The following is a 4,493-nucleotide window of genomic DNA, read 5'->3' as shown; positions in this document are numbered from 1 at the left end:
GGCCGGGCCACCACGGCCACGTCCACCCCGTCGGCGCGGCGCACCACCGCCACCCGCACTGGCGGCACGTCGCCCCCCGTCACCACGGCGGCCCCGCCCAGCGCCGCCCGCCACACCAGCGTCCCGTCGGTGCGGTAGAGGGCGAGCTGCTGGGTGCCGTTGAGCACGCCGCCCGTGTCGCACTGGCTGAGGCTCAGAATCCGGTCCCGCGCCGCGCTGAGCGCCGTCGTCACGAAGCAGGGCGGCACGAAGCCCGGCGCGTCGAAGGGGGCCGCGAAGGACCGCACGTCTCCCAGGTTCGCGTCGCGGCTCTCCAGCCCCTCCCGCCGGGTCAGCAGCAGCCGCGCCCCACCGCCGGGCAGGGTGTCCACCGCCACGCCTCCCGCGACCGCCACGCTGGGGCCGAGCACCGGGGCGGGCGTGACCCGCGTGCCGTCTCCCCCGCCCGTCGAGACCGTCCGCAGGGTCGCGCCCCCGTCCGTCAGCACGGCGAGACGCAGGGCCGGAAGCGTCTCCACCGTCCCCGTGCAGGCAGAAAGCAGCAGGGCGGTCAGGGGCAGCAGGGCAAGGCGTTTCATGGCGAAACCTCCGGTGGGGTCAGGAGCAGGAGCAGGAGAGGGAAGGCTCACCGGTTGCCCGGATTGAGCGTCCCCGGCAGCAGCGGAATGTTCAGCCCGCCCACCCCGTAGTCGAACAGGGGGTAGCTGGAGCTCCCCGGCAGGCTGATCCCCAGCCGGTAGCGGCGCAGGCTCATGTCGATCTCGGCCTGCAGGGCCCAGCAGCAGCGGTCGATGGTCAGCCCGATCACGGGCGCGAGGGGAGCGGGATTCACGCGCTCGCCGTCCCGCCAGGTGAAGCTCTGGCGCAGCGCCGCCGTCACGTAGGCCCCGGGGCGCGGCCCGTCCCCGATGGCGATCCCGACGCGCACCGGGTCCAGGATCAGCGTGTCGGTGGCGATGTCGTCCGGGAAGGTGCCCGTGCGGGTGCGGCTGTAGGCGGCCCGGCCCGACAGGGCGAAGCGGCTGCCGAACTGCCAGTCGGCGTTCAGGTCGGCCCGCGCGACCTCGGTGCGCTTCTGCTCCAGCCCCGGCGTGTTCACGGTGGCCGACAGCGCCAGCGACTGCCCCGGCCGGGTGGCCCGCACGCTCCCGGTCAGGGTGGGCCGGGTGTAGCCCCAGCGCTCCACGTCGAAGGGGCCGCCGTAGGTCAGCTGCCAGTTCGTCGCCCGCCCGGGGGCCGTGCCCACGCTGAACAAGGCCGTGCCGTTGGCCCGCTCGTCGCCGGGGGCCTGCACCTGCAGCTCGTGGGTGTGCGACGCCGTGTACTCGCCGCGCCACGTCGCGCTGTAGCGCCCGGAAAAGCGGTTGTCCAGGAGGTTCCACGTCTCACTGCCGGAGAAGGACACCGGGTTGATCACCGTGTCCGTGCGCGTCGCCCCGGCGAACTCGGCGCTCAGCGAGCGCAGGCGGGGCGTCTCGATGTCGTGGGACACCGCCACGCTGAAGTAGTTGCTGCGGATGTCCCCGGTCACGGTCGCCTTCACGGTGAAGGGCTGATACCCGGTCGCCCGGTTGTAGCCCCCGGTCGCGGTGAGGGTCAGGTTGGGCGCGGGCCAGAGGCTGCTGCGCGTCACCGTCTCCGGGCGGGCGGGCACGGCGGCCGTCGTCCCGGTCGCGGGCTGCGCGGGGCGGGCAGGCACGACCGTGACCTGATCGGCGGTGGGGTCGCTGAGGGTGAGGTTGAAGGAGGTGCTTTCCAGCTCCCCGGTCGAGAAGTTGTGCCGCAGTCCGAAGTTCAGGTTGACCGGGCGGCGGTTGACCGTCACCCCGAAGCTGGTGGCAGGCTGCTGGTCTTCCGACAGGAAGAGGTCGCGGCTGTAGCCCACCGTGAAGGTCGTGTCCTTGACCGGGACGGTGTACAGGTCCAGCCCGATGGGGGCGCTGAGGCGCTGACCCGGCAGCGCGTCGAAGGCGAAGGGGCTGGTCCCCTCCACCCGGATGTAGCTCGCGCGGGCGGTCAGGGTGTTGGTGACGTTGAAGCGCTGGGTGAGCCGCCCGGAAATGTCGAGGTTCACCGTCCGCGCCCCGGTGCCGTAGTAGCGCCCGGTGAAGGTGTTGGACACCGAGAAGTCGGCATCCTGCCAGGGTTTGGCGCTGTAGGTGACCGCGTGCTGCTCCTCCAGCCGGGTGGTCGTGATGTTGACCCCCTGCGCGGTCGCCGAGCGCGAGAGCGGATTGCTCGCGGCGGTGTAGCGCCCGGCGGTCAGGCGGGTGTCCACCGTGAAGGTGCCGCGCGAGTACGGCTTGGGGTCGATCACGAGTTCGGGCTCGCGCAGCGGCGTGAACAGCGCCGTCCTCGGCTCCGGCCCGAAACGGTCGAGGTAGGTGAGCCCCGCCGAGAACAGCGGGTACTCCACGCTGGCGCGGAAATCCACGCTGGTCACGCCGCGCTCCGGGTCCGTTTGCGAACGCCCGATGTCGCGGCGGCGCACATTCAGGCTGTAGTCGAGGTCGCGCACCGCCAGCGAGAGCGGCACCCGTCCCCGCACCGAGAAGTCGAGGTCCACGTCGTAGCCGGGTTGCCGGGTCCCGTCCGCCGCGAAGGGCTTGGGGTTCGCCAGCGCGTAGAGGTTCACCCGGTCCACGTAGGGCAGCGGCGAGGAGGAGCGCAGGTCCACGCCCAGCCCGATGGCGGGTTCGCGGTTCTCGTAGTAGCGGATCAGGGTGGTGCCCAGCGTGTTCGTCCCGATGGAGAAGGGCAGGTCGGCCAGCACGGTCAGCCCGTCGGGGTCCCCGGTCCCCACCGCGACGCGCGGCTGGCGCTCGGGCTCGTTGAGCGGCAGCACCACGACCGGGAGGTACAGCACCGGCACGTCCACGATCAGGAACTGGGCGCGGTAGGCGATCAGGCGGTCGCCGGGATACACGATCAGGCGCTCGGCGCGAAAGGCGTAGTCGTTGGGCGTGCGCCCGCACTTCGCACAGGGGGTGAAGTAGCCCCCGGTGGCCCGCAGTTGCCCCGGAATGCGCTCGACCTGCTGCCCGCGAATCTCGATGTCCCCGTCGCTGATCAGGACGTCCTCGCCGGTCAGTTCCTCGGAGCCCAGGTCCACCACGAGGTTCTCGCCGCGCAGGTCCTGCCCGTCGCGGGCGGTGCGGTAGGACGCCGTGCCCACCAGCGTCAGCGTGCGGCGGGTGCGGTTGTACTCCACCCGGGCCGCCCGCACCACGTCGTCGTCCACCCGCAGCTCGACCAGCCCACCGTCCGGCCCGCCGCTGATAATCACGATCTCCTGATCGTCGATGCGCCGCAGTTCCAGCGACTGCGCCTGCACGATGCGGACGGTGCGGGCCGCTGCCTCGCCCACCGCGAGCAGCGCGGCGAGCGCCCCGGCGAGGAGGGGACCGCGTTTCAGGGTGCGCCGGACCGTGTGACCGAACAGGCGGCCGATGGTCTTACTCGGCATGGCTCACCCCCGCCGCCGCGAACACCGGGCGGCCCCGTTCCCCCGGCGCGTCGGCCAGCAGTTCCAGCGTGGTGCCGGGGTAGTAGAAGCTCAGGATGCGGCGGTGGTCGGCACCCGCACGGGCCATCCCCAGCGCCCCGTACTGCGAGAGGCCCACCCCGTGCCCGGCCCCGGCCCCCTCCAGCACCAGCGGCCCCGGCCCCACGCTCCCGCCCAGGCGCACGCGGGTGCTGTGCGCTCCCAGCGCCCGCACGAAGTCGCCCGCCTGCAACCCGCTCAGCCGCCCGGTGCCCGCACTGCCCGTCAGCGTGACCTCCAGCACCCGGCCCGACGCGGAGGTCAGCCCCACCCCCACCGAGCGCACGGTGCCCACCCGCAGCCGGAAGCGTTCGGCGGCGGCCTGCACCTTCGCGGCGGTCGCCTCGACCCGCCACCTGGCGCGGGGACTGCCTGCCGAGTGCGGGTCCGGCTGCGCGACGAGGTAGGGAATGCCGCGCCCCCAGACCTCCTCGCTGGACGCCGTGTGCCCGCCCGAATCGCTGGAAAAGTACGTCTGCGCGGGCTTGCCCCCGTACGCGAGCACCTGCCCGGCGGTGGCCCCGATCGCCGTGTCCGTCCCGACCTTCTCGGCCGGGACGCCCCGGTAGACCTGACAGCTCTCGGTGGCGCAGGTGTCGTAGGGCAGGGCCGGGTTGATGCGGGCCGAGACGTAGGTGCGGGCGATCACGGCCTGCGCGGCAAGCGCGGCGGCGGGCCAGCTCGCGGGCATCTCGGCGGGGACCACCCCGCGCAGGTAGTCCTCCACATCCACCACGTTGATGCCCTGCACCCCTCCGCTCACCGCCCGCAGCAGCACGCCGCCCCGGTAGGTCTTGCCCGCGATCTCCACCAGGCTGCCCGGCGAGGGCGGCACGTACAGCACCTCACCCCCAGCGTCCTGCCCGCCCAGCGTGAGCTTGCCGCCCCGGTTGCCCACCGTCCAGGGGACCGGGGGCGCGGCGGGGGCGGGGGGAGCGGCCAGGGGCGC

The 4,493-nt window shown here is 73.2% G+C and carries 2 protein-coding genes and 1 pseudogene; all 3 read right to left on the bottom strand.

From position 1 onward, the window contains the following. Positions 1–578 (bottom strand): annotated as a pseudogene (locus QOL99_RS15270) (hypothetical protein); the annotation flags it as partial. A gap of 47 nt (positions 579–625) precedes the next feature. After that, on the bottom strand, positions 626–3,466 hold the full coding sequence (locus QOL99_RS15265) for an LPS-assembly protein LptD (protein ID WP_285525081.1): 2,841 nt from the start codon (positions 3,464–3,466) through the stop codon (positions 626–628). After that, positions 3,456–4,493: SpoIID/LytB domain-containing protein (locus QOL99_RS15260; RefSeq protein WP_285525079.1), on the bottom strand; the 1,038-nt coding region annotated here is incomplete at its 5' end. The genes QOL99_RS15265 and QOL99_RS15260, both read right to left, overlap by 11 nt.

The sequence above is a fragment of the Deinococcus rhizophilus genome (assembly GCF_030271215.1).
In the GTDB taxonomy this organism is placed as follows: domain Bacteria; phylum Deinococcota; class Deinococci; order Deinococcales; family Deinococcaceae; genus Deinococcus; species Deinococcus rhizophilus.
The sequence above is the reverse complement of the archived record's forward strand: the minus strand, read 5'-3'. Positions and strand labels throughout refer to the sequence as shown.